Genomic DNA, 25363 nt, shown 5'->3' on the forward strand with positions numbered 1-25363 from the left:
TATTATACCATGAAAAAAGGAAAGAAAAAAGGTAGAGACTGAACTTTGCGACTTCCTATTTTCTAGTCAGCAAACAAAAATATGATACCATTTGTAAAAAATCAACTTCTAAATACCAAGTTCAATTTATTTCATCTAAATAAATTAAAAAACAGTAAACCTTCCGATTTACTGCTCTTTTATTCTTTAAAATCAAATAGATAGAGATCTCTCTGCAATTACCAAATAATCACACGATCCTCTTTTGAGCGCCACATACCATCACCTTCCTGAATGCCGAAGGTTTCATGGAACTCATCGAAATTTGGCAACTGTACATTGGTACGGAGATGAGCTGGTGCATGGACATCAACGCTTGCCAGCATTTGCATATATTCAGGGCGAGCCTTCATACGCCAGATACGAGCAAAGTTGGTGAAAAATTCTTCAGCCGAAAAGTCTACTTCTGACTTGGCTGCCTCAAGTGCTGCCGCAATACCACCCAAGTCAGCGATATTTTCTGACACAGTTAACTTACCATTGATCTTAGCACCATAGGACTCCTGACCTTCAAATTGGTCAATGACCTGCTGGGTACGTGCTTCAAAAGCGGCATAATCAGCCTCTGTCCACCAGTTATTGAGACTTCCATGCTCGTCAAAAGACGCACCATTTGAGTCAAAGGCATGAGAGATTTCATGAGCAATCACCGCTCCGATACCGCCATAGTTTGCAGACGAAGACTGTTCCAATGAATAGAAAGGTGCTTGCAAGATAGCAGCAGGAAAAACAATTAAGTTCTTCTGTGGATTATAGTAGGCATTGACCATGTGAGCTGGCATGCCCCATTCTTTCATATCTACAGGCTTGTTCCACTTGCTCCAACCATGGGCAATGTCAATTTTTATCAGCTCAGCAACATTTTCCACCAAGGACTTGCTTGAATCGATAATCTTCTTGTAATAACGTTCTGGCAAGGCTTCTGGATAACCGATATAAGGCTTGATGACATTAAGTTTTGTAATAGCCTTGTCACGAGTTTCTTTGGCCAACCAGTCTGCGGTCTCCAAACGTGACTTGTAAACTTCAATCATCTTAGCAACCTTGTTTTCCACATCAGCCTTAGCTTCTGGAGAGAATTTTTCTCCTGCATACCAGAGACCAAGAGCTTGGCTAAAGTAGCCTTGAGCAAGGTTATAAGCTGCTTTTTCTTTATTCTGAGCTTCTGGTGTTCCCGATAAAGCACGACCATAAGCACCTGAAAGAACTCGGATTTCATCAGAAAGGAAAACAGCATACATAGCTACTGCTCCCAAAATCAATGTCGCTTTCAGCAAGTCCCAATTATCCTGACTATAAATCTCCTTAGCTGCTTGCCAGAAACGCTCCTCCGGAACAATAATCTTATCAGGCGTCTGACCTAAAATATCTGTAAAGTAGGCATCCAGCGGCAATTCTGGCACTAAAGCTGTAAATTCTGCCCACTCATAAGGATGATAGAGTTTAGCGTACTCAGAGCCTTCTTCACTAGACAAGACATACTGAGCCACTTTTGCATCTAACTCCAAACGTTTATCCAAGAGGTCCTTGATTTCCTCATCTGTAAAACCAAACTTTGGCAAGAGGGCTTCCTGACACTCTCTCCAAGTTTTGAGCAATTCCGCCCCCTTCTCATGACCTTCTTCATAGTAGGTCGTATCCGGTAAAATAATCCCTATCGAATCTGCCCAAAGAACATTAGTCTGAGCATTCATAAAGTCCGGTGCTACACCAAACGGCATGAGGTTTGGTTTCCCTGCCAACTCGTATTCTGCCAACTTGCTGGTAAATTCTTCAAAGGAACTCAAGGACTTGTACTCAGCAATCAAGGCCTGAACTGGCTCTGCACCCAGACGGTCGCGGGTTTCATAATCTGCTACTTGCTTGTGGAAAGCCACAAAGTTTTGCAAGACGCTATCTTCTGGAACATTTTTTCCTGACAACCAATCGCTGGTCGTGTCAATCATAAGCTGTTCAATGTCATCAGCCAAATCTGAAAAACCACCTGTTCTAGGCTTATCATCTGGAATGACCGCTGTCTTAGCCCATTCACCATTGACATATTCATAAAAATCATCTTGTAATCGTGTCATAGTTCGCTCCTTTACTTCTTCTTAATACAACTATAATAACAAAAAATTCTGACAATTTCACTTACCAAACGACCTTTTCCAAGTATTTTTTACAAAAACACTGAGACAGACCACAAAGAGACTCACTGTCGCACAGGTTCCTGACATTGTTAGATCCAACTGGTTTGCTAATAGAAACCCAAGAATAACCGTAAGGACTGCAATCAATTGTCCCCAAACGAGTAATTGCCAAAAGGATTTAGCCCAATGGAGAGCTGCCATACTAGGAGCCACCAGAAAAACAATGACAGTTATAGATCCGATTGCTTCAAAGGCCAGAACAGTCGTTAAAGAAACTAGGATAAGAATCGCAACTTCTAAAAGAGACGTCTGCAAACCAGACAACCGTGCATGATTACTATCAAATAGATAAATCCGCAGACGATAATAACCCCAACTGAAAAAACCTAAAATCACCAACCAAGCAAAGGTAGACTTGACCAGACTGACCGGCAAAGACCAAGTGAAAATATCCATTCTATGCAAAGGAGCAAAGAGGACTTCTCCCTGCAAAACCATATCCACATCCAAATGAACATTACGAGCAAAAAGAGAAATGAGCATGACTGCTACTGCAAAGAAAAAAGAGAAAACCAAGCCCGTTGCTGCATCATGAGCCACCTTCCGACTATGTAAACGGTCAATCGCAAGAACAGATAACAAGCCAAATAGACTAGCACCCACTACCAAGAGGGGAGAATCCAAGCTATGGCTAATAAAAAAGCCCAAAACAATTCCCAGTAAAACCGAGTGAGACAAGGCATCAGCTAACATGGACTGATTTTTTACTACCAAGATAGAGCCGAGTAGACCACAGGAGCTAGCAATCACAATCAAAATGAGTAAGACTTCAAACACGACCATTCTCCTTTCTTACATAGGTGACATAGGTAAAAGCTAGCAGGGTCAAGCTTGTCAGACAAACAATAATCGTCGGTCCTGTTGATAGACCTGATATAGCCGAACTGAGCCATGTTCCGAAAAAGGCTGAACTAACAGCGACTAAACTTGCTAGTAATAGACTACGATGATAAGATTTTCCTAATATCAGACCAAATACAGCCGGTGCAATCAAAAAACTACTCATCAAAACTGCCCCTACCAACTTGAGTCCCACTGCAATCAAGCAAATCATTAAAAACATGGTCAGCCTTTGTAACCATTTTACCCGTACACCAATAACCTTGGCAAAGGTCGGATCAAAAAGATAGAGCTTATAGTCCTGATAAAAGAAAAAGAACAACCCTAAAGAGACCAAAGAAATGCAGCCAATCAACACAACATCATCTAGCTGTATAAAGGCAGCTTGTCCAAACAAGTAGGTCTGCAAACCTGCCTGAGATGCTCCTGCAAAAGCCTCATTCCCCTGGATAGCATTTTTCAAAACCATTCCAAGGCCAAAAAAGGAAGCAGATACCAGCGATAAGGCATTAACAAGACTATGCCCACCTTTTCTACAGAGCCAATGAACGAGACCATAGGATAAATAACCTGATAGAACAGCCCCTAAAAGTAAGTGGAGGGGTTGGCGTGATTGAAACACCATAAAGGAAAAGATTACACCAGGATAAGAAGCATGCCCCAAAGCATCTCCCAGCAAGCTCTGTCTGGTTAAAACCGTTACACTACCTATCATGCTGGCAGCCAGAGCCAAACTAATCGTCCCCAAAGCAACTGTCCAAAAGGAATATTCTTTGAAAACTTCAAACATGACTGCCTCCTTTGGTATTTCTCAGAAAAATTCCTGTCCCTATACCATAGGTAGCCTGATAATTCTCCACCGTTAGAGCTTGTTCTATCGGACCAGAAGCCACCACTTGCTTGTGGAGCCAGACCAGATGATCAAAGTAAGATTCTAGGGTTGTCAAATCGTGGTGGATGACTACAGAGGTCTTACCTTCTTGTTGGAATTCCTTCAAAATATCCATAATCATCATCTCTGTCGCCTGATCAATCCCTGCTAAAGGTTCATCCATAAGATACAACTCAGCTTCCTGTGCCAAGGCACGCGCTAAAAAGACCCGCTGTCGCTGGCCGCCTGAAAGCTGATCAATCTGGCGATGGCGCAAATCCGTAATTTTCATACGCTCCAAAGCCTGTTCAACAATCAACCTATCTTCCTTGCTCGGTCTTCGCAATATCCCCTTACTGTGAGCAAAGCGCCCCATGAGAACAATCTCAAAAACAGTAGCAGGAAACTGCCAGTTAACCTGACTAGACTGAGGAATATAGGCTACTTTTTGGGCAATCAAGCTCGGTAGCTCCGTCTGCTGACCGAACAGACTAACCCTGCCAGAATCTGGTTTTTGCAAGCCCAAGATGACCTTAAATAGACTGGACTTTCCCGCACCATTTGGGCCTACGATAGCTGTACGACTACCTTTCGGGATAGCTAAATCTACCTTTTCCAAGGCTAAGGTCTGACTGGCTGCATAGGCCAAACTGACATCTTCTAATTCTATTATCGGGAACATATTTCCTCCTGTCTAAAAAGGGACAGAACTCGACCAAGACCGAGTCCTTTATTCTATAAATTCTGTTTCAAAAGTATCCAAAACAGGTCATTCAACGCACTTGATTATTTCAAGTGTTCAACAATCAATTTAATGTTGTGTTTATACATATCAATAAACGTATCCCCAGCTTCTCCTTCTGGCGCCAACGAATCAGAGAACAATTCCTTGCCTTCACCTGATACAACTTCAACTTGACCACCCTTAGCCTTTACAGCTTCTTGCAGTTTTTTCATACGCTCTGGATTCGTTGTAGATTCTGTAAAGATAGCCTTAATCTTATGTTTGATGATAAGGTTAACCGTTTCAATCATATCGCTGTTAGCGACCTCTGAATCTGTGCTAACACCTTGAGGTGCAAAGAGGGTAAAGCCATAGCTAGAAGCAAAGTAGTTAAAGGCATCATGTGGAGTAACCAAGTAACGACGGTCTGCTGGAATCACACTCAATTCTTTTTCGATCCATTTATGCAAATCATCCAACTGGGCTAGATATTTTTCTGTGTTCTTCTTGATAAGATCTGCTTTTTTCGGAACGAGTTTCTGCAATTCCTCAGACGCTACAGCAACAGCTGACTTGTAGAGAGGAATTGAGAACCAGAAGTGAGGGTCAACAATTTTCTCACCATCTTCATCCATCGTGTTCAAGTCTTTCTTATCAAAGTTTTTAGAAACAGCAACTCCAGACTTTTCAAGTGCTTCTACCATTTTTCCTTCAAAATGTAGGCCATGATAAAGAACCAAATTTGCCTTTTGCAATTTTGACAAATCGCTAGACTTAGCGACATACAAGTGGGGATCTTCTCCCGCAGGAATCAGCAAATCACGCTCTACCTCATCTCCTGCTAACTGATGAACCATATCGTTAAGGAAGGAAGTAGTCACCGCTACGCGTGGCTTACTAGATCCCTCTTGGGTTTGTGATGAACGGCAAGCTCCTAGTCCAATCAAGGACAATAGCAGAGCAAAACTAAGAAATATTTTCTTCATATAGGTTCTCCTTCTGTATTTATTAAGTATACCTAACTTTATAATTAGATTAAGATAAAAAAATCAATTTGTCAACTGATTTTTTAAATTTTTGATATAATAGCTGTAGAAAGTGAGTTCTTATGACACCAAATAAAGAAGACTATCTCAAATGTATTTATGAACTTGGTCAGCTAGACCAGAAGATTACCAATAAACTAATCGCTGAAAAGATGGCTTTTTCTGCCCCAGCCGTATCGGCAATGCTCAAAAAAATGCTGGCTGAAAACCTCATATATAAAGATGCGAAGACAGGCTACCTCCTTAGCCAGACTGCCCTTAAAATGGTGGCCAACCTCTATCGCAAACACCGCTTGATTGAGGTATTTCTAGTCAAACAACTGGGCTACTCATCAGAAGAAGTACACGAAGAAGCAGAGATTCTTGAACATACTGTTTCGGATCGCTTCATCAATCGATTGGATCTTCTGTTGGAGCAACCACAAACCTGTCCTCATGGTGGCACCATCCCTCAAGAGGGACAACCTCTGATTGAACGCTACCAAAAACGATTGTCTCAGCTAGTAGAAGCCGGAAATTACCAACTGGTCCGAATCCACGATTTCTACCAGCTTCTCCAATACCTAGAATCACACGATTTACGGGTCGGTGATCAACTAACCGTAGCAGGATTTGACCAATTCGCTCAAACCATTACCATCCAGTACAAGAACAAAGAACTGGCTGTGCCAATAGCTATTGCCCAGCAGTTATTTGTAGAAAAAACAAACGATTCCCACCCTGCTAATGAGAATCATCCTTGAAGAAAGTTATCTAAATCCTAAGTAAGAATAATAAAAAACGAATGAATAGTAGTGAGCTTCCCTGACTTCCTACCATCATTCGTTTTTTTGCTATTCAACTATATAAACCATATATTTGAGATTCTCAGTTTGCGTTTCCTGTGAAAAATTGCAAACATAACTTAAGTACCCTATAACTTTTAGCAGAAAAATAGAGTTTTAACGCTACATTCTGCAATTTTTAACAGTAGATAAAAAACCATCGCAGGTCTTCACCCGCTGATACAGCAAAAATAACTCAAAACCAAACTAACGATTTTTTGTGTCAAGTATGATGGTCACCGGACCATCATTCACCAGACTGACCTGCATATCTGCCCCAAAAACCCCCACTTCTACGGGAACAAAAACCGACAAAGCTTGGTTAAACTTATCATAAAAGCTACTAGCCAGATCAGGAGTAGCCGCTCCTGTAAAGGCAGGACGATTCCCTTTTTTAGTATTCGCAAAGAGAGTAAACTGAGAGATGGACAAAATCTTCCCAGCCACCTCCTGAACAGACTTGTTCATCTTTCCTGCCTCATCAGAAAATATCCGCATATTGACAATTTTTCTCACTGCATAGTCTATATCCTCTTGATTATCATCAGGACTGATACCAACTAAAAGCAAAAGCCCTTGGTCAATTTCCCCGTGAACAATTCCCTCGATCGTTACCGCTGCCTGCGAAACTCTTTGTAGTACAATTTTCATCTTATCCGTTGGTCCTTTTCACTGAATACACTTCTGGTACTGACTTGATCTTGTCCACCAAACTAGTTAAGGTAGCAAGATTAGAAATACCGAAAGAGACATGGATAGTCGCAAACTTCATATCCTTGGTTGGCTGCGCATTGACAGAAGAAATATTCTTGCTAGCATTGGTCAGAACTTTGAGGACATCGTTGAGCAAGCCAGAGCGATTCAGACCGTAAATGTCAATATTGGCTATGTATTCCTTGGTAGAATTTTCATCTTCCCAACCAACATCGATCAGGCGAACATCATAATTCTCCTGGCTCTTGAGATTCATGCAATCCACCCGATGAACAGCAACTCCGCGTCCCTTTGTGATATAGCCGACAATCTCATCTCCAGGAACTGGATTGCAACACTTAGCAATCCGAATCAACAACCCTGATGCCCCTTCAATCACCACACCGCCCTCATGACGGATTTTTAGACTGTCTTTGTTATCGTGCTTGACCTCACCACCGTTAACCAATTCGTCTGCGACAGCCTTAGCCTTGGCACGCTCAGCCTCTCGACGCTCTTTCTCTGTCAAACGGTTCAGAACAGCCATGGCTGAAATTTCTCCAAAACCAACTGCCGCATAGAGAGACTCGTCTGTTTTATAGCCTGTCTTCTGCAACACCTCGTCCATGTGCCGACGATCCAAGTACTGATTTGGAACATAGCCATTCTCCAATAGGAGATTCTGCAACATCTCACGCCCCTTGGAAATGGACAATTCCTTATCTTGATTTTTGAAAAACTGCTTGATTTTATTGCGAGCCTTATGCGTTTTTACCAAGTTTACCCAGTCACGGCTCGGACCAAAAGAGTTAGCCGAAGTGATGATTTCCACCTGATCCCCTGTCTTGAGTTTCGTTGTTAGGGGCACCATCCGCCCATTGACCTTAGCACCCGTTGCCTTTTCACCGACTTTTGTATGAATCTCGTAAGCAAAGTCAATTGGGATTGAATCTTTGGGCAACTCACGTACCGCCCCATCTGGTGTAAAAACGTAAATGCGCTCTGTAAAAATATCTTCCTTGACAGAATTGACAAAAGTCTGAGCATCTCCAGCACCTTCTTGAAGCTCAATTAGATTGTTAATCCAACGGAGTTCTTTTTCTGTTGCAGCAGCCTTACCACCACGTTTGTATGCCCAGTGAGCCGCAACTCCATACTCCGCAACCTGATGCATTTCCATGGTCCGAATCTGAAATTCAATCGGTCCTCTTGGTCCATACACTGTTGTATGAATCGATTGATAACCGTTGGCTTTTTGGTTAGCGATATAATCCTTAAAACGTCCCGGCATCGGCCGCCAAAGTTCATGAATATATCCCAGCATAGCATAGACATCGCTCGGAGTAGCCATGATACACCGAATGGCAATCAAATCATAGAGCTGGTCAAACCTTTTTTTCTTGTCATACATCTTGCGATAGATGGAATAGATATGTTTGGGACGACCATAAATTTGTCCGTGGAGATGGCGTTCTTCTGTATACTTTCTCAATTTATCAACAACTTCACTGACCAGCTCTTCTCGTTCTCGGCGCTTCTCCCTCATCATGCGGGTAATTTTATAAAATTCGACTTCATTGAGGTAGCGAAAAGCCATATCTTCCAGCTCCCACTTGATAGAGGAAATCCCCAAACGGTGGGCAAGAGGAGCATATATTTCCATTGTTTCACGTGAAATCCGCTCCCGTTTATCCGGTCGCAAGTGCTTGAGCGTACGCATATTGTGGAGACGGTCTGCCAACTTAACCAAAATAACCCGCATATCTTGAGACATGGCAATCAACATATTGCGGTGGTTCTCTGCTAGTTGCTCTTCGTGTGACTTGTATTCAACCTTACCCAACTTAGTGACTCCGCCGACAATATGACGAACTTCAGGACCAAATTCGTCCTCCATTTCTCCTAGAGTAATATCCGTGTCTTCAACAACATCGTGTAAAAAACCACAGGCTACAGTAACTGCGTCCAGCTTGAGCCCGGCCAAGATTCCGGCCACTTGAATGGGATGAACAATGTATGGCTCACCTGATTTACGAAATTGATTCTTATGAGCTTCTGTAGCAAAATCCAAAGCTTTTTTAACAAAAGTAACATCTTCTGCTGGCAGATAGGTTGCTGTCAAGGCAACCACTTCCTCACCAGTATAGGTAATTTCTTTCATTCCGTACTCTTCCTAATTTTCTGTTTCCTATTATTCTACCATTTTCACATAAAAAGAAAAAGGAATCAAGCTGAATCCCCCTAGCACCTTAAAAACAATACATTTTGGTCTTGTTTGTTAGATAATGTTCACTTTTCCATGTTTTTTCTTGAAATTTTCGTATACTTTTCACAACAACGTTCAGATATATCCTTGAATTTTCCCCAGCTTCACTGTATAATAATTGATGGAAGATTATTATAAAAAGAAAAATGGAGGATTCTTATGAATTTTCGGTTTAGTAAATGTGCCATTGCACTTGCCTTGGCATTTTTTTCAGCTAGTAGCTCACATGTCGTTCAAGCAGAAGGTGTCACCGACACAAATCCCACCCCTTCAACCGCGGCCAATCTCCCCACCTCAGACAAGGCAGAAGAAGTAGCAACCGTAACCAGCGACAACCTTGCCCTTTCTGCCAGTACAACAGAGTCTCCAGTTCCTTCAAAGATTGAGGAAAGCAACGCCAAGATTGAGACCGAACGCCAGTCCGCCCCAGAGGCTAAAGCTACTACTCCTACAACCACCGAAGCAAACCAGCCTGTAGAAGGACAGTCTGTTGACGTTCGCATCCTCTCAACCACAGACCTCCATACTAACTTAGTCAACTACGATTATTATCAAGATAAGCCTGTAGAAACACTTGGCTTGGCAAAGACAGCTGTCTTGATTGAGAAAGCTAAAAAAGAAAATCCAAACGTTGTCTTACTAGATAACGGTGATACTATCCAAGGGACGCCTCTCGGTAACTACAAATCTCTTGTCGATCCAATAAAAGATGGTGAACAACATCCTATGTATGCCGCACTGGAAGCTCTCGGCTTTGATGCTGGCACACTTGGAAATCATGAATTTAACTATGGCCTGCCCTATCTGGAAAAAGTTATCCAAACAGCAAATATGCCACTTGTCAATGCCAATGTCCTTGACCCAACAACCAAAAACTTTCTTTATCAACCTTATGCGATTCTGAAAAAGACCTTCACAGATACAGATGGAAAAGCTGTAACACTCAATGTCGGCATTACAGGAATCGTTCCACCTCAAATCCTCAACTGGGATAAGGCCCATCTAGAAGGTAAGGTCATCGTCCGTGATGCTGTAGAAGCCGTCCGCGACATCATCCCAACCATGCGTGAAAAAGGTGCCGACATTGTTCTTGTCCTCTCTCATTCTGGTATTGGTGATGATAAACATGAAGTAGGTGAAGAAAACGTAGGCTACCAAATCGCCAGCCTAGCGGATGTTGATGCAGTCATTACAGGGCATTCACATGCAGAATTCCCCGGAACTTCTGAAAAACCTAGTTTCTATGCAAAATACACCGGTGTGGATGACCTTAATGGTAAAATTAACGGAACACCTGTTACCATGGCTGGTAAATACGGAGACCACCTTGGAGTCATTGATCTCAGCTTGACCTTCAAAGATGGCAAATGGACAACCACTTCCAGCAAGGCTTCCATCCGTAAGATTGATACAACATCACCAGTAGCCGATAGCCGCGTTGTTGATATAGCCAAAGAAGCACATGGCGAGACGGTCAAATATGTTCGTCAACAAGTTGGTGAAACAACCGCTCCAATCAACAGTTTCTTCTCTCTTGTTCAAGATGATCCGTCTGTTCAGATTGTAAACAATGCACAAATCTGGTATGCTAAGCAGCAACTAGCAGGTACACCTGAAGCCAGTCTTCCAATTCTCTCTGCCGCAGCACCATTTAAGGCTGGAACCCGTGGAGATGCCTCAGCCTACACAGACATTCCTGCTGGACCAATCGCCATCAAAAACGTTGCTGACCTCTATCTTTATGACAATGTAGTCGCTATTTTGAAAATCAATGGCGCCCAACTGAAGGAATGGCTAGAAATGTCAGCTGGACAATTCAACCAAATTGATCCAACCTCAACCAATCCACAAAATCTGGTCAATCCAGACTTCCGCACCTACAATTTTGATGTCATTGATGGAGTGACCTATCAGTATGATATTACTCAACCAAACAAATATGACCGCAACGGTAAAATGATTAACGAACAAGCCAGCCGGGTTCGCAACCTACAATTCAACGGGCAACCCGTTACAGCAGACCAAGAATTTATCGTTGTTACAAACAACTATCGTGCAAGCGGAACATTCCCTGGTGTCCGTGAAGCCTCGCTCAACCGTCTCCTTAATTTGGAAAATCGCCAAGCCATCATCAACTATATCATATCAGAAAAGACAATTAACCCTACAGCAGATAAGAATTGGACCTTTACCAACAACATTAAGGGATTGGATTTGCGCTTCTTAACAGCCGAACGAGCAAAAAACTTGCTAGCAAACCAAGAAAATATCATCTACCTACAGACTTCTGCAACGAATGACGGGTTCGGAGAATTTAGATTCGTTTATACTGAGCCTAAGGTAGCTATTCTGGATAGCAAACAAGCCGACCAAAACGAGCGAGGTCAGGATATTATTCTTGATTCTGGTTTGCGTATCACCCTCCCAGTAGAAAAACCTTCTGCACCTACCCCAAAACACACGCCTACAACAGCAGGCTCACAAACAAGCGCTCAATCTCTCCCTGCAACTGGTGAAGCAGTTTCTCTGCTCAGCTTCCTAGGTTTCACCTTAATTGGATTTGTTAGCACCTGGAATAAGAAAAAAGAAAAGTAATCATCGTAAGAGTTTAGGATTTCCTAAGCTCTTTTTCGGTACCTTTCTACGTCAAATATATAGCTAGTAGCAAGCACTAAGTAATTTTAGCAAAAACAGCCGGAACGTCCTATTCCAAGCTGTCAAGATGATATGCTCTCCAGTCAGAAAATTTGCGGAGGAAATAAACCATCACCAAGATCTCCTAAAGTAAGATTTGGCTTCTTACTTCAGTAATTCCATAGCATAACTAATCGCACTCAATGCGTACAAAGGAGCCGTTTCCGCTCGTAAAATACGTGGTCCCAACCCCGTCTTGATTGCTCCAGCCCCTTCAAACATAATCACCTCATCCGGTGACACCCCCCCTTCAGGTCCAACAATCACCAAGACTGACTGTCCCATTTGTAAATCAGATAGAATGTTGACGAGGTTGACGTGTTCCCCTTCTTTTGCGGCCTCTTCATATGCCAAAATAATTCGGTCAAAACCTGCTAACTGTGCTAGAAAATCCGCTTTTTTCTCAAAAAGCCTAATCGTAGGAATACAATTTCTTTTACTTTGTTCAGCTGCTCCTTGAACGATTTTTTCAAGTTTTGCTACCTTTTTAACCAGTTTTTTACCATCCCATTTGACAACAGACCAATCAGCAGGAAAAGCCCAGAAAGCTGCCATACCGAGTTCTGTAGCTTTTTGGGCAACAAATTCCAACTTGTCTCCCTTGGGAAACCCCATTGCAATCGTAACAGAAACCGGTAATTCAACGTTATCCGCTAATTCTTGGATGAGTTCGATGGATTGACTTTGACTGTCCACCACACGCGCTAATCGTTTGATACCATCATCAAAGACGAGAATGACCTCATCACCAGCCTGCAAGCGCATGACAGAAAACATATGCTTGGCAGTATCCCTATCCGTGATTGTGACGATTCCTTCTTGCGGTGCTCTGCCATTGACAAAATACTGCTGCATCTTAGCCTCCTATCACGCCGGATCGGTCGGTCGTTTTCTTGAAGATACAGCAATTCCATTCACCCTGAATCATGTGAGTCTCAAGGAAAAATCCTGCTGCCTCCGCAGCAGTCCGTACCATGTCCCACTTATCGGCAATGATCCCGCTCATAATCAAGTAGCCCTCGTCCTTGACTAGACGATAAGCATCTTCCGTCAGATGAACGAGGATGTCAGCTAGAATATTGGCAACAATGACCTCTGCCTCAATCTCAATACCACGCAAAAGGTCACCTGCTGCCACATGGATATTGCCTGTATGGACATTCAGGTCAATATTTTCCTGTGCTACACGCACCGCTACCTCATCTAGATCGTAAGCATAAATTTCCTTAGCACCCAACAGTGAACTTGCAATGGAGAGAACACCTGACCCTGTACCCACGTCAATCACCGTTTCACCACCACGGAGCACCTGCTCCAGAGCAAAGAGGCTCATCTTGGTTGTCGGGTGGGTTCCTGTACCAAAGGCCATACCTGGATCCAGACGGATTACCTTCTCACCAGATGTCGGCTCATAGTCTGTCCATGATGGCACAATGGTCAAGTCATGGGTGATACGAGCAGGCTCATAGTATTTCTTCCAGTTGTCTGCCCAGTCTTCCTCAGCCAGTTCCTGATTTTCTAGCCTTATCTCCCCTGTTTCCAAGCCAAAACCTGTCAACTGGGTCAAACGATTCTCTAAGTCTTTCTTTACCTCCTCAATATCCAAGGTATCAGGATAGTAGGCTGTGATGGCAATCATATCTGATTGCTCCACTTCAGGATAGAGTTCTCCAAAACGATCTTCCTGCCCCACATAGTCAGCCGAGTCGCTAATGGCTACCCCCTGACTGCCCGTTTCAATCATAAGGTTTGAAACAGCCTCTTCTGCATCACGATGAACGTGAACTGTTAATTCTTGCCAGTTGTTCACTCTATAGTTCCATCCTTTCCTCTAATTCTTTTAAGGTCTGCCCCTGTTTATTCTTCCAATCCGTTCTCCCATTGGTATGCATACCTAAAACAAAGGCCGCTGCATAGGAAGGACTGTTAAATAATTGATTTTCTTGTAAAATACCATCTTTTATGACAAAGGTTTCTTGTAATTGCTGACGAAGTTTTTGAATCGTTGTTGGAATTTTTGGAGAATCAATCTGTTCGATCATGCTACCTTTCAGCACTACAAAACCTTCCGTTGTCTGCTGACACCTAGCCATAATTTCCAAGTTCGATTTTTTACTTTTTCGTTTTAAAAATAACTGGTGGTTGCCACTAGAATCATCTAACACTTCTTGTCTAACAACAGGTACAAACAAGCGATAACCCAAAGTCCCGATAATGATAAGAGTATTATCAACGACTTCATCTAATTCCGATTGTTTTTCCTCGGTCACATTCCCTAGATTAGGTTCATTACTATTTCTAACAATGAAACGAGCAGCTTCTTTAGCAAGTTGAGTCAACCGATTCTCCAAGTAACTGATTTCTGTCGGACCAAAAGAATTATTCTGTGTCGTCAGGATGACGACATCACTAAAATAGTTCGAATGATCATCTCTCGTATGTTCTTGAATCCGTCTCAAAATACCATCGCCATTTTTTCGCGTTGTAGCTTGTCCAATATAAACTAAATCTTTCTGTCTATGTTCATCACGACCAAACAAGAAATAAATGCCACTTTGCTTCATTTCGGAACGATTTTTCAAGTCAGCTAATTGCAATCTTGGTATTTTATAAACAACCCCAGTCCAATTAGACAGAGTACATTTCATTTTTCCTGTGACATCACCATCCATCAGGAACATGTTAATATTCTTGCCACGTTTCATACATTTCCTCACCTTTACGCTTTTCCATATATACCAAATCCATGCCCTCTTGCACAGGATCTGTATGAGTTAGCTGGTACCCACAAGTTTCATAGAACTTCACCAGCCCCCTATTTTGAAAATCGGATTCCCTCAAAACATCATCATATGGTAAGAACTATACAAACGAAAAATTTTTTTCTCTATTCATTTACGAGTTTCCAAATAGGGATTACCTGAGTCATGGTACTTGTCATAGAGAGATTTGCTGAATCGCTTCAATAATATCCCAATCGGATCGTTCTGCTTGAATCAATACCATCATACTTCTACCACCCTTACTTCTATGCCAACTGCACCATACGTTTCTAATTGTTCTAGCGAATAGTAAACTTCCATATCTTCTGGCTTTGCTGTCCCTACATTACTTTTCGTATAGCCACAAGATAATAAATCCAATTCTTTATATAATTGAGTAAAATTATCAAATACATGGATAACGAGCACTTCCGTCAACAGCGTTTGCGCCCGATTCTCCGTACAATAAAAACGAATATGATCTCCAATTGCTAGTCTTTTCCGCTTTTCATCATAAAGACGTAGTTCAATGCTCTTCTGACCAGATTTCATCATTTCAAAGGGTTTTGGAGCCAATAGCATTTCATGAATCATCTCAATACCTCGGATAAGGATAAAACTCACTCTCCACCAGCTCAGCCCTTCCTGCTTCAAAGGCTTGCGCATTCCACTCCATCGCAAACTCTTGGGCTTCTGGATCCACCAAGAAGTCCATGAGATCATCCAAGCCTTGATCTGCTGTATCCTTTAAAAATCTTACAAAATAGGTCAAAAACTCAGCTGAAAAGCCTTTTTTGGCATCAAATGGTAGGGCAACTAGATAATCTTCTGCATCAAATTGAGATTTTTCCTTGTTGTAGAAAAGGACGTACTCTTCCAAAAAAATATCCTCAGTAGATGCGGTTCCCTCATCATCTACCGTTTCAATCCCATCCGCATTTTGTGCTTCCAAGATAAAAGCCAATTCGACAGCATGATTTTTCTTGTCCCAGTTAAGCTCATAATCATAAGTAAAATGCCTGTCCAATGCTGCTTCTAGCACATCTAAAAAGCCATGTTTTGCCATGTTTATCTCCCCTTTTCTATATATTCCAGCAAATTGGTTTCGTGACCATATTTGACAGAAGCGCATTTGTCTTTCTCTATAATCGCCTCGGTTAAATCTAACTGATTGACAGCTGCGATAGCTACTGCGTAGTGAATGACATCGGCCAATTCTTCAGCTAGGCGACTCGATAAATCTTCCTCCTCGCTTACCATCTTACGGCCAGCACGCTTATTGAGCAGCTCTGCTACTTCACCCACTTCTTCCACTAATTTCATAAATAGACTTTGTTCGGAAACTTCCATCTCATAATTGTCACGCAAGTATTCTTCCAAAACAGATACCGTCACTTGAACCATCTTCTCCTATCCCCAACTCCTGAATTTGTAGTATAATGATTATACCATAAAAGCACAGAAAGGAAGCCTATGCCAGCCAATCTCGCCCTTCGCATGCGCCCTAAATCTATTGATGATGTCATCGGTCAAGAACATCTGGTCGGTCCCGGAAAAATCATCCGTCGCATGATAGATGCCAACATGCTGTCATCCATGATTCTCTACGGTCCTCCAGGCATTGGCAAAACCTCAATTGCCTCGGCGATTGCAGGCACAACAAAATACGCCTTTCGGACATTCAATGCCACGACGGATAACCAAAAACGCCTACAGGAAATCGCTGAAGAAGCCAAATTTTCAGGTGGTCTTGTCTTACTTCTGGACGAAATCCATCGCCTCAACAAGACCAAGCAAGATTTTCTTTTACCTCTCTTGGAAAATGGAAATATCATTATGATTGGAGCCACGACAGAAAATCCCTTCTTTGCCATTCTACCTGCCATTCGTAGTCGCGTACAGATTTTCGAGTTACAGCCCTTGGATACCAGTCATATTCGACAAGCCTTGGAAACAGCTTTGCTAGATACAGAGCGAGGCTTCGCCTTCCCCGTCACCATTGAACCAGAAGCTCTAGATTTCCTAGCCAATGCCACCAATGGTGATTTGCGTGCTGCCTACAATTCACTGGAATTAGCCGTTCTATCCACAAAAGAAACAAATGGCAACCGCCATATTGACCTTGACGCTGTGGAAAATAGCCTACAAAAATCCTATATCAGTATGGATAAGAGTGGGGATGCTCACTATGACATCCTATCCGCCCTACAAAAATCAATTCGAGGTAGCGATGTCAATGCCAGCCTCCACTATGCTGCCCGCCTGATTGAGGCTGGAGACCTGCCTAGTTTGGCTCGCCGCTTGACCGTCATTGCCTATGAAGACATCGGTTTAGCCAACCCAGAAGCGCAGATCCACACGGTAACAGCGCTTGAAGCAGCACAAAAAATCGGTTTCCCAGAAGCACGGATTTTGATTGCCAACATTGTCATCGACCTTGCCCTGTCTCCCAAGTCCAATTCTGCCTATCTGGCTATGGATGCAGCTCTAGCTGATTTGCAAAAAAAGGGACATTTACCAATCCCAAACCACTTGCGGGATGGACACTACGCTGGTAGCAAAGAGTTAGGCAATGCGATTGGCTACCGCTACCCTCATTCCTATCCGGAAAAATGGGTCAACCAACAATACCTACCTGATAAGTTACTGACTGCAAACTACTTCACTGCCAACGATACTGGAAAATATGAGCGCGCTTTAGGCATGACCCAAGAAAAAATAAAAAATTTGAAAAAAATAAAATCGTAAATCCCTTGATAGAACAGGGATTTAGATTCTCTTTTGTTGATATCGCTTACATTTTTTTGATTTTTCCTCTTGATTTTTCCAAAAAATGTGGTAATATTAAGTTAGAAATAAGAACTGCTGTGGTATACGAATTCATACCTATGTGTTGACCGACTATTTTTGTATTACTAGGGAGACAAAGATCTTCTGACAGTATGCAAGCTGGCACACCCAGAAGCAACTAAGTCCGAAACGTGTCACCCACCTGCTTTTAGCGTGCGGGATCAATACAATTCATGGATAACCGGTACCAATACAGCATTTTTATTTTCTATCCTTCCTTAGCTCAGCTGGCAGAGCAGCGGACTCTTAATCCGTGGGTCGTAGGTTCGATCCCTACAGGGAGGATTGGTTGATATGTGGGAAAGTCTTGTTTTACAAGGCTTTTTCTCATTTTATGATAGATTTTGATCCAGATATGGTCGAAAATCTTTTCTCTTAGTCCTAACTTTCAACAACCATCAATTCTCCTATTTCTGGGAATCCTTCTTTTCCTATCCCTCGTAAGCCATAACTTTCTATGTTTTGAGCTCTCTACTTATTCTCATCTTCTCTTTCAACGATGACCAAAAATCTTTTTAAAGCCGTTTTTATCGTTTTGATTTTGTCTGCCTTATCGCAAAATTTCCTTTCAATTTTTTGGAGTTCCCTATATGATTTATTATTGCCTATCTATCATGTAATTCTTTTGTGTTTTTGTTCTGTATCCTATTGTCAAACCTCCCCTCGTAAGCTATCCTATACGTAGAACGCGTTTTCATTCTAGGTACCTGGATAAAATACCATTTTAGTTAAAGAGGTTAATATGTTTACTATTACTAACAAAAAGTTTTCTGCCCGTATTCTAGCAATGACAGGCGCTCTACTTCTTACCATTTTAGCTCCATCTGCTAGTGCCGAAGAAAATTATAACGGAGACACTCGTCTAGCTGGCTATCTCTACTCCCGTGGTTTGACTAACAATGACTATGGAAATGAAGAAAAGCATGACTACAACGGAGACACTCGTCTAGCTGGCTATCTCTACTCCCGTGGTTTGACTAACAATGACTATGGAAATGAAGAAAAGTATGACTACAACGGAGACACTCGTCTAGCTGGCTATCTCTACTCCCGTGGCTTGACTAACAATGACTATGGAAATGAAGAAAAGCATGACTACAACGGAGACACTCGTCTAGCTGGTTACCTTTACTCTCGTGGCTTGACTAACAATGACTATGGAAATGAAGAAAAGCATGACTACAACGGAGACACTCGTCTAGCTGGTTACCTTTACTCTCGTGGCTTGACTAACAATGACTATGGAAATGAAGAAAAGCATGACTACAACGGAGACACTCGCCTAGCTGGCTATCTCTACTCCCGTGGTTTGACTAACAATGACTATGGAAATGAAGAAAAGCATGACTACAACGGAGACACTCGTCTAGCTGGCTATCTCTACTCTCGTGGCTTGACTAACAACAACTACGAATACGGAGACAAATAGGACTATAGCGGACACACTTGCTTAGCTAGTTGCCTTTGTTAGCGTGGTCTTGATCTATCATCGCCACAAATATAAACTTATCCATAATAAATAGGAATTCCCTCAAATTTATCAATGATTTTTAGAGTCATTATTCACGTTTTCTACACCTTTTCTGAACTCCACAAGATGTGAAATGCTTTTGAGATAAAACCATAACAACTCTATTACATTATGGAGTCAGAGAAAAACTAGTTGATAAATGAAACACAGAAACATGTTGACTTGATGCATTTCAAGAATCCAACATTTTCTGTGTTTTTCATTCTCTTTCAAACCAAGAAGAGATAAAATGACAGTGTAAACATATAGCGAAGCCTATCCCCCTCCCATGCACATAAAAATAGAGTTGAATAGACTCATAAGCTTATCTTCCTACCCCTTATTCCCCAAGCCTTTTTCATAACGTGACCAGCCACTGTTATCCTTTATTCAAGCAGGCGCAAATCATTTTTTCATCTGGCTTAATTTGACAAATTGCGTTATAATGAAAGGTAGATTCATTTTTACTATCAACTGTTTTTAATAAAAATGAACAAACGACTCGGTAAGTACATTTTATACATGAGGAGAAATCCGTGAATCACTCACAAATCAGAGAAGAACTAGAAGCAGGACGCTCAGTGATTTATGTAACACAGGGCATCAGCATGCGTCCGCTCTTGTATGATAAACGCCATAAAAAAGCCACACAAATCCGTTTAGAACCCCTCCCAGATCACTCATTAAAAATAGGGGACATCCCAATCTTCCAAAAAAAGTCAAACGGTCAACTTGTCCTCCACCGCATCATCCATCAGGATGAGCAGTATTACTACACACGGGGAGATAACTGCCTGCACGGGGAGACAGTAGCAAGAGAGCAGGTTTTTGGTTATGTGACCAAAATCTATCGGAAAGGGAAGTGGTTCTCTACAGACCACAAAGGCTATAGGATCTATGTATCCATCTGGCTACATAGCCTCTGGCTTCGCAAACCCTTCATGTTGCTCCGTCAACAGCTATCACGACTAAAAAGAAAGATTCAAGGGTAATGAAAGAACTACACCACCCACCCATAAAAGATGTTTTTACATGGCTATTTTCTATATTGCCAGTTTCCAAGAAACTGCAAATCGCTTTTCTCTGCCTCTTGGAGCTGATTTCCTCTATTTTTTCCGTACTCTTTGTCTTGTATTTTCGCAATATCATTGATGCGGCAGTTGCAAAAAATAGTAACGAACTTTGGTTTTCAGCCTTCATGCTCTTATTTATTATAGCAGTGCAAATACTAGCTCACGCATTTCAACGTTATTGGGGGGAAGCAACGAGAGCTGACATTGAAAATCACTTTAAGACTTATCTGCTAACAACACTTTTTCAAAGGGAATATCAATCCATTTCCCAAATTCATACGGGCGAATGGCAGACTCGCTTGACTTCTGATACAGGGATTATCTCACGAGGAATGGCAACCGTCTTGCCAGGACTGGTCGGTATGGTGAGTCGGCTTGTTGCGATTCTACTAATGCTCAGCCATATTCAACCCCAATTTTTATGGCTCATCTTTCCAATGGGACTCATCTATCTCTTGATTGGTCTTGGAATGAAGCTAAAACTACGTCGCCTTTATCGCAATATTCAAGAAAAAACGAGCCAATTACAGGTTTTCTACAAGGATTATCTCAGCAGTCTCTTAGTGATAAAGACCTTTTCTATTGAAAAAAAGGTTGAAGAGCAAGCTCATGACTACCTAGAACAGCATAAAAAAGCCAGACTGGAGCAGACTACTTTTTCAAATATCAATATCACAGCCCTCAGTCTAGTCTTACAGACAGCCTATATCTTATCAGCCATCTATTGTGCCTATGGTATCTATACAGGCGCAATCTCCTACGGAGCCTTTGTAGCCATTACACGCTTGGTTGCTCAAGTCAGCCAACCCTTTTCGACTGCAACCAGCTACATTCCAAGTTTTTACTCAACCTTGGTGAGCTGCGAACGATTGATGGAGGTTAGCCAGATGAGTGCTGTACGAGGAGAAGCTAAGTCCTATTCAGAAATCGAGGAAGTCTACAAAAAACTTGATGCCATTGTCTTTGAGGAGGCTAGTTTTTCCTACACAGGACGCAATCTCTTTGCCAATCTCCAGCTAGACATTCAGAAAGGGGACTACATCGCCTTTTCTGGCCCTTCTGGCTGTGGCAAAAGCACCTTGACCAAGCTGATTCTTTCCATCTACGATCTACAAGCAGGGCAGCGCTTCTTGCGCTTGACAGACGGAAAAACCATCCCATTAGATGCTCGTTTTCATCGCCTATTTGCCTATGTGCCACAGGTTAAGCATTTAATGGTTGGAACAATTCGTCAGGTCGTCACATTTTCAGAAAACCTGTCTGCGGATGAGGAGCGATTACTGTGGCAAGCACTTGAGTTGGCCTGCGCACGAGAATTGGTCGAAAATCTTTCACAGGGCTTAGATTTTGTCTTGGGCGAAGACGGCTCAGGCTTGTCTGAAGGACAGTTGCAACGTTTATCCATTGCACGCGCCATCTATTCTCAATCACCTATTCTAGTGCTAGATGAATCCACCAGTGCCTTGGATGAGGAGACAGAAAAAGCTATTTTAGAAAATCTCAAGGCAATGACAGATAGGACAATGATTATTGTAACCCATAGACCAGCAGCCTTAGGCATCTGCAACAAACAACTCCATTTTTCCGAGTCAGGAGTGGAGTTAAAATACCGAATGAATTAGAAAGAAACGTATGTTTTCACAAACACAAGAAGATTTACTCTATTTATTGGCATATTACCTTCAAAAAAAGCCAATCTGTCAGGAGAAAATAGCTCAGATGAACTTGGAAAAACTTTACAGTTTCTCCAAATTTCACAGCTTGTCCGCTATGGTAGCCATGATATTAGAAGATTCTATTGATCTACCTCAAGATTTTCAGGAATCCAAAAATCAAGCTATCCGCCGAGAATTATTATTTGATCATGAACGCCAAAAGATTACCAGATGGTTGTCCCAGGAAGGTATTTGGTACATGGAACTAAAAGGGATTCACCTGAAGAAATACTATCCTAAGCTGGGGATGCGGGTCATGTCGGATAATGATATTCTCTTTGATGAAACTTTTGAAAAAGAAGTCAGAGAATTTTTCAAAAAAGAAGGCTACGAATTTATCTATGAAATCAACGTTGATGCCTATATGAAAAAACCAATCTTTCATTTTGAAATGCATCGAACACTAATCGATCCACTCATTTCATCACTAGATAAGATCGGAAAAAATTACTATAAAGACATCAAGGAGCGCCTCATTCAAGATCAGGACAATCCTTTCGCTTATCGTTTCTGTTTGGAAGATTTTTATCTCTACCAACTGATTCATGACTACAAGCACTATTCGGAATCGGGTACCGGTATCCGCAGCCTGGTAGACCTTTTCTTACTCCTAGAAGCTGAACAAAACAAGATGGACTGGACATATATCCGTCAGGAACTGGAAAAAATTGGCTTGACAAACTTTGAAGAGCAACATAGATCCTTAGCCTTTAAGCTATTTGGTTCAGAGGCAGTTCCCTTAAAAGATTTGACAGAGGAAGAAATGAGAGTCCTTTCCTATATGCTCTCATCAGGAACCTATGGCTTAAAGGATAACCAGATTATCAACCAGTTGGAAAACCATAGTGGCAATTCACTTACCTATTGGAAAGAACAATTCTTTCCACCGGTGGAGCGACTGCGCTTGGTATTTCCTATCCTACAAAAACATCCCTATCTTCTTCCTTTTATCTATATCTATCGCTGGGTTCCAACCAAGAAAAGGTTGCAAAAATTTTCAAGTATAGTTCGTATTATGTCGAGGAAAAAAGAGAAATAACATAGTATAGAAAGAGATGTAATGAAAAAATATTTTTGCTTTACCAATATGCAGGTTATGATCGCTCTGATGAAGTATAAAAAAGAGGAACCCATGGCCCTCTTTCTCAATCGGAATGTTCGCGGCTATCAAGAACTCGCAGAAAGGATTAACATCCTCTTTCCAGATATTTGGGTCAAGATCCTGACAGCAGATGTCGTCCAAGCAGAAATGTATTTTGACTGGCTAGAAGATGAAGACCAAATCTACCTCTTTAACGATGCCGATCAGATCGGTCAAGCCTTTCGAGATAAACGCTATCCCTACCATCTGATAGAAGACGGTTTAAATTTTCATTATCACTATGCACAGTTGAAAAATCTGACAGATAAGGACCCAGTCAACGGTTTGTACGGTTCCAGTCCCGTCTGTCTAGATATTGAGATCAATGACCTCAGCAAAATCAAAGACAATACCTATTATGCCCAGTTCCTGGACAAATTTATTGAGGTTCCTCGTCAAGTTTTATTTGAAAGCCAAGAGGAGACGCACTTACAAAAGCTTTTTGAACTCTATCAGTTAGAAAATCTAGAGCTTACCTCGCCATCCTATTTGATACTGACCCAGCCTTTAGCGGATGACTTTTGGAAGAGTTTTAGAAAGGCAGACAAGAGTCCGGACTACGTAAAGCAGTATTATTTTTATTTTAAAATAGCGCAAGAAGCGCAAGAAGCCGGTTATCACGTCTACCTCAAGCCTCACCCAAGGGATGATCTTGATTACACAAAAATCCCAGGTGTCACAGTGCTACCAAGGTATGCACCGATGGAAATGCTAGACCTACACCTCTCAAGCTCCTTTGATGTAGTGGCGACACTTATGTCTTCTTGCATCGATTGCTTGACAAAAGTCAAAGAAAAAAGAGTGATCTACACAGAAGAAAAATCAAAACAAGATGCGGCTGGACAAAAGACAGCTTCCACTGTATAAAGTATCCGCCTAAACAAAATCAAAAACACAGAAAATATTGACTTGATGTATTCAAGAATTCAATATTTTCTGTGTTTTTTAGCTCACTTTGCAATGGAAGTTTATCAAACCAAGTCTACGCTTAACTTTCAAAGAATAACGTTGAAAAGCAGTCCAAGACACAATTCAACAGTAATTTTCCTCCATACCCAATCCGAGGCTTAATTTGAGTAATTCTCAAGTAAGCCAATCTCATCCAACTCCTGCAAAAGTTTCTCCAAGTCCTCAGCTGCTTCTTGAGGGCTGACGGTATATTCTTTGCAGAGAATATCTACCAACTCCTCTTTGCTGATGTCAGACTGAAGTTTCTCCAAAATAAAATGAGTTGTCGCATTGTAACGGATCATGCCATTAAATGTTTCCGCTAAGTCACCCATGGTGATGCCGATATATTCGTCATCACGGTCATGATGTAGTAGGATTCCTTCTTTTAGTTTCATCTGTTTCTCCTATGGTAATAAGTTCGTTGATAATGTTATGACTTCATCTGCTGGTAAATCAAATCAACAGCCTCTGTTGAAATGGTACAAGTCAGTTGATAGATGGGTAACTGACTCACCTTCTGCAACAAAGATAAGGTCTTTTGCAGTTGCGTGACCGACTGTAGAGGACGGTAAGTTTGAGTTAGGAGTCGATCAAAAGCGGCTGTTTCTGATAATTGTTCGACCACATTCTCCGATCCTTGCTTTAGAAAACAGATCGACTGCAAGGGAGCACAGCCATTGTAAGATCGCCTGTGCTTTCCGTCCCAAGGTGTACCGTAAATCCGGATGTGGTCGTCAGTAATGAACAACAAAGGCTTGTCATCATTCAAGATACGTGCCCTGTCACCAAAGACCTGAAGCCAGAGTTGGCTATGAGTAGATTTTCCTGTCCCACTTGGTGCTGTAAATAGGTAGGCTTTGTCATCCACCACCACTGTTGAACCATGGACGAGCAGTCGATTATGGGCGGGTAACTCTTCACAAATCAAGCGATAGAGGGCGATTTGTTCCAAATAGTTTCCCGAAAAATGCCGCGCCTCCTCACCACCTTTCATCCGCTCAAAATCAATATCCTTTTGTTGCACTTCGATGGTAAGGTCGGGTTCGTCATCTGTCAGATAATCTTTGCAAAATGTCCGTGTCGAAGCAAAGCGACAGATTACCCGAATCACCAACTCTGCTAGACGAATAGTAAATATTTCCACTTTCTCTTCCTTTTCTTGTTCATCACTG

At 41.9% G+C, this 25363-nt stretch carries 23 protein-coding genes, 1 tRNA gene and 1 other RNA gene; 10 read left to right on the top strand and 15 right to left on the bottom strand.

Annotated elements, in window-relative coordinates:
* Positions 1 to 218: 218 nt before the first annotated feature.
* The 5 genes from BZG42_RS09405 to BZG42_RS09425 form a co-directional block, all read right to left on the bottom strand.
* Positions 219 to 2111, bottom strand: a complete 1893-nt coding sequence (locus BZG42_RS09405) for a M13 family metallopeptidase (RefSeq protein WP_155995282.1) — start codon at positions 2109 to 2111, stop codon at positions 219 to 221.
* Positions 2112 to 2168: 57 nt separating this feature from the next.
* Positions 2169 to 3008, bottom strand: a complete 840-nt coding sequence (locus BZG42_RS09410; RefSeq protein ID WP_024532510.1) for a metal ABC transporter permease — start codon at positions 3006 to 3008, stop codon at positions 2169 to 2171.
* Positions 3001 to 3861: a metal ABC transporter permease gene (locus BZG42_RS09415; protein WP_120172376.1), complete on the bottom strand. Its 861-nt coding sequence runs from the start codon at positions 3859 to 3861 to the stop codon at positions 3001 to 3003. Before BZG42_RS09415 ends, BZG42_RS09410 begins: the two co-directional genes overlap by 8 nt.
* Complete coding sequence (locus BZG42_RS09420; RefSeq protein ID WP_120172377.1) at positions 3854 to 4624, bottom strand: metal ABC transporter ATP-binding protein; 771 nt, start codon at positions 4622 to 4624, stop codon at positions 3854 to 3856. The genes BZG42_RS09415 and BZG42_RS09420 overlap by 8 nt, the downstream gene beginning before the upstream one ends.
* Before the next feature lie 104 nt (positions 4625 to 4728).
* A complete protein-coding gene (locus BZG42_RS09425) occupies positions 4729 to 5652 on the bottom strand; it encodes a metal ABC transporter solute-binding protein, Zn/Mn family (RefSeq protein WP_120172378.1) in 924 nt (307 codons plus the stop codon).
* 122 nt (positions 5653 to 5774) lie between these two features.
* Here BZG42_RS09425 and BZG42_RS09430 point away from each other — a divergent pair, with 122 nt between their 5' ends.
* Positions 5775 to 6455: a metal-dependent transcriptional regulator gene (locus BZG42_RS09430; RefSeq protein WP_120172379.1), complete on the top strand. Its 681-nt coding sequence runs from the start codon at positions 5775 to 5777 to the stop codon at positions 6453 to 6455.
* Between the two features lie 288 nt (positions 6456 to 6743).
* On the opposite strand, the gene dtd is transcribed toward BZG42_RS09430, so the two are convergent.
* Complete coding sequence (gene dtd, locus BZG42_RS09435; protein WP_155974385.1) at positions 6744 to 7187, bottom strand: D-aminoacyl-tRNA deacylase; 444 nt, start codon at positions 7185 to 7187, stop codon at positions 6744 to 6746.
* A 1-nt stretch (position 7188) separates the two neighbouring features.
* Positions 7189 to 9390: a RelA/SpoT family protein gene (locus BZG42_RS09440; RefSeq protein ID WP_155995283.1), complete on the bottom strand. Its 2202-nt coding sequence runs from the start codon at positions 9388 to 9390 to the stop codon at positions 7189 to 7191.
* Between the two features lie 264 nt (positions 9391 to 9654).
* Between BZG42_RS09440 and BZG42_RS09445 the strand changes: the two genes are divergently transcribed.
* Positions 9655 to 12090, top strand: a complete 2436-nt coding sequence (locus tag BZG42_RS09445) for a bifunctional 2',3'-cyclic-nucleotide 2'-phosphodiesterase/3'-nucleotidase (RefSeq protein WP_155995284.1) — start codon at positions 9655 to 9657, stop codon at positions 12088 to 12090.
* 204 nt (positions 12091 to 12294) lie between these two features.
* Here BZG42_RS09445 and BZG42_RS09450 read toward each other — a convergent pair whose 3' ends face one another.
* The 6 genes from BZG42_RS09450 to BZG42_RS09475 form a co-directional block, all read right to left on the bottom strand.
* On the bottom strand, positions 12295 to 13044 hold the full coding sequence (locus BZG42_RS09450; protein ID WP_155995285.1) for a 16S rRNA (uracil(1498)-N(3))-methyltransferase: 750 nt from the start codon (positions 13042 to 13044) through the stop codon (positions 12295 to 12297).
* A 1-nt stretch (position 13045) separates the two neighbouring features.
* On the bottom strand, positions 13046 to 13999 hold the full coding sequence (gene prmA / locus BZG42_RS09455; protein ID WP_155995286.1) for a 50S ribosomal protein L11 methyltransferase: 954 nt from the start codon (positions 13997 to 13999) through the stop codon (positions 13046 to 13048).
* A gap of 1 nt (position 14000) precedes the next feature.
* Entirely contained in the window at positions 14001 to 14894 is an 894-nt protein-coding gene (locus tag BZG42_RS09460; RefSeq protein ID WP_155995287.1) for a GIY-YIG nuclease family protein, read from the bottom strand.
* Positions 14895 to 15194: 300 nt separating this feature from the next.
* Positions 15195 to 15545 (bottom strand): ASCH domain-containing protein, encoded by a 351-nt coding sequence (locus BZG42_RS09465; RefSeq protein ID WP_155995320.1) that lies wholly within the window; start codon positions 15543 to 15545, stop codon positions 15195 to 15197.
* A gap of 1 nt (position 15546) precedes the next feature.
* On the bottom strand, positions 15547 to 16017 hold the full coding sequence (locus BZG42_RS09470; protein ID WP_155995288.1) for a DUF3013 family protein: 471 nt from the start codon (positions 16015 to 16017) through the stop codon (positions 15547 to 15549).
* 2 nt (positions 16018 to 16019) lie between these two features.
* Positions 16020 to 16355: a MazG nucleotide pyrophosphohydrolase domain-containing protein gene (locus BZG42_RS09475; RefSeq protein ID WP_155969380.1), complete on the bottom strand. Its 336-nt coding sequence runs from the start codon at positions 16353 to 16355 to the stop codon at positions 16020 to 16022.
* Positions 16356 to 16424: 69 nt separating this feature from the next.
* Here BZG42_RS09475 and BZG42_RS09480 point away from each other — a divergent pair, with 69 nt between their 5' ends.
* The 8 genes from BZG42_RS09480 to BZG42_RS09515 all read left to right on the top strand — a co-directional run bounded on the left by BZG42_RS09480 (position 16425) and on the right by BZG42_RS09515 (position 24107).
* Complete coding sequence (locus BZG42_RS09480; protein ID WP_155963139.1) at positions 16425 to 17699, top strand: replication-associated recombination protein A; 1275 nt, start codon at positions 16425 to 16427, stop codon at positions 17697 to 17699.
* A 111-nt stretch (positions 17700 to 17810) separates the two neighbouring features.
* A non-coding RNA gene (ssrS, locus tag BZG42_RS09485) (6S RNA) lies at positions 17811 to 18004 on the top strand.
* A gap of 9 nt (positions 18005 to 18013) precedes the next feature.
* Positions 18014 to 18086, top strand: a tRNA-Lys gene (locus BZG42_RS09490).
* A 457-nt stretch (positions 18087 to 18543) separates the two neighbouring features.
* Positions 18544 to 19230 carry a hypothetical protein gene (locus BZG42_RS09495; protein WP_159780132.1) on the top strand — a complete coding sequence of 229 codons (687 nt, stop codon included), beginning with the start codon at positions 18544 to 18546 and terminating at the stop codon, positions 19228 to 19230.
* A 617-nt stretch (positions 19231 to 19847) separates the two neighbouring features.
* Positions 19848 to 20303 (top strand): S26 family signal peptidase, encoded by a 456-nt coding sequence (locus tag BZG42_RS09500; protein WP_120172390.1) that lies wholly within the window; start codon positions 19848 to 19850, stop codon positions 20301 to 20303.
* A complete protein-coding gene (locus BZG42_RS09505; RefSeq protein WP_155995290.1) occupies positions 20303 to 22006 on the top strand; it encodes an ABC transporter ATP-binding protein in 1704 nt (567 codons plus the stop codon). Before BZG42_RS09500 ends, BZG42_RS09505 begins: the two co-directional genes overlap by 1 nt.
* A 10-nt stretch (positions 22007 to 22016) precedes the next feature.
* Positions 22017 to 23138, top strand: coding sequence for a nucleotidyltransferase domain-containing protein (locus BZG42_RS09510; RefSeq protein ID WP_155964204.1), 1122 nt, complete (start codon positions 22017 to 22019; stop codon positions 23136 to 23138).
* Positions 23139 to 23159: 21 nt separating this feature from the next.
* On the top strand, positions 23160 to 24107 hold the full coding sequence (locus tag BZG42_RS09515; RefSeq protein ID WP_155995291.1) for a glycosyltransferase family 52: 948 nt from the start codon (positions 23160 to 23162) through the stop codon (positions 24105 to 24107).
* Between the two features lie 200 nt (positions 24108 to 24307).
* Here the strand turns inward: BZG42_RS09515 and BZG42_RS09520 are convergent, their stop codons facing one another.
* Together BZG42_RS09520 and BZG42_RS09525 are read right to left on the bottom strand one after the other, a co-directional pair.
* Positions 24308 to 24586 (bottom strand): PqqD family protein, encoded by a 279-nt coding sequence (locus BZG42_RS09520; RefSeq protein WP_024532280.1) that lies wholly within the window; start codon positions 24584 to 24586, stop codon positions 24308 to 24310.
* A 35-nt stretch (positions 24587 to 24621) separates the two neighbouring features.
* Positions 24622 to 25335 carry a hypothetical protein gene (locus BZG42_RS09525; protein ID WP_145981841.1) on the bottom strand — a complete coding sequence of 238 codons (714 nt, stop codon included), beginning with the start codon at positions 25333 to 25335 and terminating at the stop codon, positions 24622 to 24624.
* Positions 25336 to 25363 lie beyond the last annotated feature (28 nt).

Origin of the sequence: Streptococcus sp. DAT741 (assembly GCF_009866825.1) — a bacterium.
Lineage (GTDB): Bacteria > Bacillota > Bacilli > Lactobacillales > Streptococcaceae > Streptococcus > Streptococcus ruminantium.